This is a genomic window from Neptunomonas sp. (genome assembly GCF_016744175.1).
GTDB lineage: Bacteria > Pseudomonadota > Gammaproteobacteria > Pseudomonadales > Balneatricaceae > Neptunomonas.
In genome coordinates, this window is record NZ_JADGEV010000021.1 from 59492 (window position 1) to 65767 (window position 6276).

The 6276-nt window shown below is 44.4% G+C and carries 8 protein-coding genes; all 8 read left to right on the forward strand.

Annotated features, from left to right (window positions below; translation table 11 throughout):
* Window positions 1-158: 158 nt before the first annotated feature.
* From nrdR to QZZ55_RS11355, 8 genes are read left to right on the forward strand one after another with little or no spacing between them, the layout of a single operon-like run.
* The gene (gene nrdR, locus QZZ55_RS11320) at window positions 159-671 is read left to right on the forward strand and encodes a transcriptional regulator NrdR (protein WP_293267437.1); all 513 of its coding nucleotides are present in this window, start codon (window positions 159-161) and stop codon (window positions 669-671) included.
* Between the two features lie 3 nt (window positions 672-674).
* Window positions 675-1823 carry a bifunctional diaminohydroxyphosphoribosylaminopyrimidine deaminase/5-amino-6-(5-phosphoribosylamino)uracil reductase RibD gene (ribD, locus tag QZZ55_RS11325; RefSeq protein ID WP_293267438.1) on the forward strand — a complete coding sequence of 383 codons (1149 nt, stop codon included), beginning with the start codon at window positions 675-677 and terminating at the stop codon, window positions 1821-1823.
* Complete coding sequence (locus tag QZZ55_RS11330; protein WP_293267439.1) at window positions 1823-2491, forward strand: riboflavin synthase; 669 nt, start codon at window positions 1823-1825, stop codon at window positions 2489-2491. The genes ribD and QZZ55_RS11330 overlap by 1 nt, the downstream gene beginning before the upstream one ends.
* A gap of 25 nt (window positions 2492-2516) precedes the next feature.
* Window positions 2517-3635: a bifunctional 3,4-dihydroxy-2-butanone-4-phosphate synthase/GTP cyclohydrolase II gene (ribBA, locus tag QZZ55_RS11335; protein ID WP_293267445.1), complete on the forward strand. Its 1119-nt coding sequence runs from the start codon at window positions 2517-2519 to the stop codon at window positions 3633-3635.
* Window positions 3636-3651: 16 nt separating this feature from the next.
* On the forward strand, window positions 3652-4125 hold the full coding sequence (gene ribE, locus QZZ55_RS11340) for a 6,7-dimethyl-8-ribityllumazine synthase (protein WP_293267440.1): 474 nt from the start codon (window positions 3652-3654) through the stop codon (window positions 4123-4125).
* A gap of 5 nt (window positions 4126-4130) precedes the next feature.
* Complete coding sequence (gene nusB, locus QZZ55_RS11345) at window positions 4131-4613, forward strand: transcription antitermination factor NusB (protein ID WP_293267441.1); 483 nt, start codon at window positions 4131-4133, stop codon at window positions 4611-4613.
* A 6-nt stretch (window positions 4614-4619) separates the two neighbouring features.
* Window positions 4620-5588, forward strand: coding sequence for a thiamine-phosphate kinase (thiL, locus tag QZZ55_RS11350; RefSeq protein WP_293267442.1), 969 nt, complete (start codon window positions 4620-4622; stop codon window positions 5586-5588).
* Between the two features lie 21 nt (window positions 5589-5609).
* A complete protein-coding gene (locus tag QZZ55_RS11355; RefSeq protein WP_293267443.1) occupies window positions 5610-6086 on the forward strand; it encodes a phosphatidylglycerophosphatase A in 477 nt (158 codons plus the stop codon).
* The last annotated feature ends 190 nt before the right edge of the window (window positions 6087-6276 follow it).

A 6276-nucleotide genomic window follows, 5' to 3' on the forward strand; every position in this document is an offset into this window, starting at 1 on the left:
CAGTTTATAAATAAGCACTAAATCAGGTAGAATAAGCGGGCGACTGAAAGGTCGCCCTTTTTTGCGTTACAGGTTATGAATTAGTTATATACATCGCTCTTTATCTTGAGTAAAACACGCACTGTTTTACTTACGCTCTTTTATGACAGGATTTCACTATGCATTGTCCCTTTTGCGGCGCCAATGATACCAAAGTAGTCGATTCTCGCCTCGTGGCTGAGGGCCAGCAGGTTCGTAGGCGGCGCGAATGTATTGCCTGTCATGAGCGCTACACCACCTTCGAAATTGCTGAGCTTTTAATGCCTCGTTTGATTAAAACAGACGGGTCGCGTCAACCCTTCGATGAGGAAAAGCTTCGAGCAGGTATTCAACGCGCGTTAGAAAAACGTCCAGTTAGTGTTGAGGCCGTTGAGGCCTGTATTCATCATATAAAGCATCGATTACGCGCAACTGGCGAACGAGAGTTGCCATCACGTCAGTTAGGCGAAGAGGTGATGGCTGCGTTACGTAAATTGGATCAAGTTGCCTATGTTCGATTTGCATCTGTTTATCGTAGTTTTCAAGACATCAATGAGTTCCGTGAAGAGATTGAACGCTTGTCTGAAGATGAAGCGCCTGAAAATCAGACACCTAATATACGAACATCTAAAAATAAAGTACTCGAGGGTTAGTTGGTGCCTGATTGGAGCATAGAAGATACTGTCTATATGGCTGAGGCTATTCAGCTAGCAAAGCAGGGGCTTTATACAACAAACCCTAATCCGAGAGTCGGGTGTATCTTAGTTAAAGCTGGTGAGGTGGTTGGCCGTGGTTTTCATTATCGCGCCGGGGAAGGGCATGCCGAAGTTAATGCGCTTAAAAAAGCGGGGAAAGCAGCGTGTGGTGCAACGGCATATGTAACCCTAGAGCCTTGTAGCCATTATGGAAGAACACCGCCGTGTGCCGAAGGTTTAATCAATGCAGGTGTCACTCGTGTTGTGAGTGCAATGAGGGACCCTAACCCTGAAGTAGCGGGCAGAGGCATAAAAATGCTACAGCAGGCGGGTATTGCTTGTAGTGTTGGTTTACTGAGCCAGCAAGCAGCGGAGTTAAACCTGGGTTTTATTAAACGCATGGAAACTGGGATGCCGTGGGTTAGAGTTAAATTAGCCATGAGTCTTGATGGTCGAACAGCGATGAGCAGCGGTGAGTCCCAATGGATTACCGGTTCTTCTGCCCGCGGTGATGTACAGCGACTAAGGGCCCGGAGTTCTGCGATTGTTACCGGGATAGGCTCTATACAGATAGATGACTCTTCTTTGACGGTTCGTGAGCCTGAACTAGGCCTAGAGAATGCTGCAGACATTACCAAGCAACAGCCGTTGCGCGTGGTGCTGGACACCTCTGGTAAGATGAGCCCTGAGGCAAAAATTTTACAGCAACCAGGCCGAACCTTGTGGGTAACACAGGGGGAACGTGATATGCCTAATGCCGATGTGTTAGCAGCACAAACCAGAGATGGAAAAATTGATTTAGGTTGGTTATTGCGTCATTTAGCATCATCGGAGCAATGTAACGAAGTGCTCATTGAAGCAGGCGCTCAATTAGCCGGAGCATTTGTTGAAGCAGGCTTAGTTGATGAGCTAGTGGTGTATATGGCCTCGAAAATATTGGGCTCCAGTGCACGTCCGCTATTGCAGTTACCTATGGAGAAAATGGATCAGCAATTACGGTTATCAATGACAGATTGCCGGCAGTTAGGTGATGACCTTCGTTTGACATATAGTTTTAGCGAAAAGGTTTGTGGTTCACATAAGAGCGCTGCTAAAGGGGTGTCAGTGTAATGTTTACTGGTATTATTGAGGCGTTGGGTGAGGTTGCAGCACTTGAGCAAGCTCAAGGCGATCTTCGTCTATATATTCGAACAGGTACATTGGATCTTTCGGATGTGAAGTTGGGAGATAGTATTGCGACCAACGGTGTGTGTTTGACGGCCGTTACGTTGACTGGAGATGGTTTTTGGGCAGACGTATCACGTGAGTCTTTGGCGCATACCCGTTTAGAGTCACTGAAAGTAGGTGAGCGAGTTAACTTGGAAAAAGCCTTGATGCCTACAAGCCGTTTAGGTGGGCATATTGTGACAGGTCACGTTGATGGAATAGGTAAAGTGGTGGAACGACGAGAGGATGCTCGTTCTATTCACCTCGTTGTTGAGGCTCCTGTATCTTTGTCAAAGTATATTGCGGGTAAAGGCTCTATTACCGTTGATGGCGTTAGCTTGACGGTTAATAAAGTACAGGGGGCTTTGCTGTCACTGAATATTGTGCCGCACACAGCGCAACAGACGCTACTGGATCAATATGTAGTAGGAAGTAAAGTTCATTTAGAAGTAGATATTATTGCTCGGTATATGGAGCGTCTTCTAATGGCAGGTCATACAGAACATACGCAAGAAGAACAAAGTGAATTAACGTTAGCAACGCTAGCGGAACATGGTTATATGAAGCGTTAAAAGCTTACAAGACAGGAAGATAATGATGGAGCTAAATAGCCCACAAGAACTGATTGAAGATATTCGTCAGGGTAAAATGGTCATCCTGATGGATGATGAAGATCGTGAAAATGAAGGTGATATTGTTATTGCGGCTGATCAAGTTCGTGCTGAAGATATCAATTTTATGGCGAAGCATGCGCGTGGCTTAATTTGCCTGACACTAACACGTGAGCGTTGTGAACAGTTAAATCTCCCATTGATGGTTCAAAGCAATGGTGCTCAGTTCTCGACAAATTTCACTATGTCTATTGAAGCTGCTACCGGTGTTACAACAGGTATCTCTGCAGCAGATCGTGCACACACGGTTCGTGTAGCAGTGAAAGGTGATGCTAAGGCAGAAGACATTGTACAACCCGGTCATATTTTTCCATTGATGGCGCAACCTGGTGGTGTATTAAGCCGTGCTGGGCATACCGAAGCTGGTTGTGATCTTGCGCGCATGGCTGGCTTAACACCCGCGGCGGCCATCGTTGAGATCATGAATGATGATGGCACGATGGCTCGTCGTCCAGACTTAGAAAAATTTGCAGAAAAGCATAGTTTGAAAATTGGTACTATTGCTGATCTTATTCATTATCGTACAACCAATGAACGTACTGTAGAAAAAGCCGATGAAGGTGTTTTAACTACGGAGTACGGAGATTTTAACTACACGACTTATCACGACACTATTCAAAATGTCACTCATATGGCGTTAGTGAAGGGTGACATTAAACCCGATGATTCTACGATTGTTCGTGTGCATGTACGTGGTGATGTTCTGCGCGATCTAGTGGGCGTAAACCGCGATGGTGATTCTAAATGGACAATGCACCGTGCATTAGAATATGTTGCTAAGGAAGAGCAGGGTGTTGTTCTATTGCTGGATAATGGCCAGCGTGAAGACCTAGGAACAGCATTAGATCGTGTGTTGGGTAAACAGCCTAAAACGCGTGCGGCTAACTTTAGCTCGTCTGGCGCTTACTTGACGGTAGGTACAGGGTCTCAAATTTTACGTGACTTAGGTGTGGGTAAGATGCGTTTACTTAGCTCTCCTATCAAATTTAATGCAATTTCAGGTTTTGATTTGGAAATTGTTGAATACATCCCCTGCGATGAGTAATTAACAGGAATATATTATGTCAGTACAGATTATTGAAGGTGACTTCGTTTCCGCTGATGGTAACTATGCCATCGTAGTGGGTCGTTTCAACGCATTTGTGGTTGAAAGCTTGTTAGAAGGAGCACTGGATACACTTAAACGTCATGGCGTTAAAGAAGAGAATATTCGTGTTGTGCGTGTGCCTGGGGCATTCGAAGTTCCTTTGGTTGTGCAAAAAATTGCTCAACAGAAAAAAGATGATGCCATTATTGCGTTAGGTGCAGTTATTCGTGGTGGTACACCTCACTTTGAGTATGTATCAGCTGAGAGCTCTAAAGGTGTTGCTCAAGTAGCAATGGACTCTGGAATTCCTGTTGCTAACGGTATTTTGACAGTTAATAGTATCGAACAAGCGATTGAGCGTTCAGGTACTAAAGCGGGAAATAAAGGCGCTGAAGCAGCGTTATCTGCACTAGAAATGGTTAGCTTACTGCGTAACCTTGAGGCGTAATTGGAATGACAGAAGAAAGCTCACCAGCTCCACGCAAAGCTAAAAAGACATCATTAACGGCACAGCGCCGTTCTGCTCGTGGTTTCGCTTTGCAAGCCTTGTATCAATGGCATATGGCTGGACAACCAGTTAATGAAATTGAAGCTCAGTTTCGTGTAGATAATGATATGGCTGGCACAGATGTTAAGCTGTTTCGTGAAATCTTGCAGGGTGTCTCACACTCTAAGAGCGAATTAGATGAAGCCTTTCAGCCTTTTCTTGATCGTGGTTTACATGAATTAGATCCTGTGGAATTGGCGGTGTTACGCATTGGTAGTTATGAACTGATTAATCGCCCTGAAGTTCCTTACCGTGTTGCTATAAATGAAAGTGTTGATTTAGCAAAAACCTTCGGTGCTACAGATAGCCATCGTTATGTGAATGGCATTTTGGACAAACTAGCTCAACGGGTTCGTATGGTTGAGATCAGAGGCGCACGAGGAAAGTAAGCAATCATGGATGAATTTACACTGATACGCCGGTACTTTCAGCCTTTACAGCAACGCCAAAAAGAGGCTGGTGAGGAAAGTGTATCAGTGGGTATTGGTGATGATTGCGCTGTTCTTAATATTCCAGAGGGGCAGCAACTCGTTGTATCCATAGATACGTTGGTTGAGGGGACTCATTTTTTAGCAGATACTCCACCTGAGCAGCTCGCATGGCGATTGCTTGGAGCCTCTGTTAGTGATTTAGCTGCAATGGGAGCAACACCTAGCTGGCTAACGCTTGCGCTGACACTACCTCATGCTGATGAAGCTTGGGTGAGTTCTTTTTCCTCAGCATTATCTGAAGCTACTAAACTTTACAGTATCCAGTTGGTAGGAGGAGACACTACACGTGGGCCACTTACTTTAACGGCACAAGTGCATGGCTTTGTTAAAAAAGACGCTGCGTTGCTCAGAAGTAATGCTCAGGTTGGTGATCTGATTTGTGTAACGGGTACGTTGGGCGATAGTAGAGCCGGGTTAGAAACGTTGTTAACAAATGTTCCGGCAGATAGTGTTGTAGAGTACTTGCAGCAGCGTTTTTATCGACCCCAGCCAAGAGTTTCTACTGGACAGCTTATATTACCTTATGCGTCATCTTGTATTGATATTTCCGATGGGTTGTTAGGTGATATAGAACATATTTTGGAACAGTCGGGAGTAGGTGCTCAGATCAATCCAGCAGCGTTACCACTCTCTGCAGAAATCATGCATTTTACAGATGAACATACGGCAAAAGAGTGGGCTTTAATTGGTGGAGAAGACTTTGAATTGTGCTTTACAGTACCACCTGAGCAGTGGATAAGCCTTCAAGAAGATTTACAAAGCCATGATGTTCAGATAACACCTGTGGGTGCCATTTGTGAGGCTAAAGGGTTGCAGCTATTCACTCAAGGAGAGTGGCGTGTTGCTGAAGCTAACGGATATAATCACTTTTGATAAGTGAAAAAGAGAAACGGTATGAAACCTAACGCAAAACTAATTCTAAGTAACCCTGTTCACTGTTTAGCTTTTGGCTTCGGCAGTGGGCTTGCACCTAAAGCGCCAGGGACTTTTGGGACTTTAGCGGCAGTACCATTGTTTTTACTATTATCTTACTTATCTTTTTCTGAATACTTATTTGTAGTTGTTTTTGCATCAATTGTGGGTATTTATTTTTGCGGTCAAACCGCCAAAGATCTAGGGGTACATGATCATCCGGGCATCGTTTGGGATGAGTTTGCGGGCTTTTGGATAACAATGATAGCTGTTCCAGTATCTTGGTGGAGTGTCTTGCTTGGGTTCGCATTATTTAGATTGTTTGATATCTGGAAGCCTTGGCCTATTAAGTGGGTTGATCAGCATGTTGATGGCGGTTTAGGTATTATGTTGGATGATGTCTTGGCTGGTTTGCTAGCATTAGGGGTTTTACATCTTCTACTTAACTTTGTTTTTTAGTCACAAACATTAGTTGAGATAAATGAGTTTCTTTTCAGTCTGGTTTCAGTTTGGGAGTTTATCCTTTGCTCAAATCGAATTAGGGGAAGCATCATGAAAACATTTACTACATCTTTACTATTAAGCTCTATCTTATTATCTACATCAGCGTTCGCATCAGCCTTTCCTTTAGAGGCACCTAAAGACATTG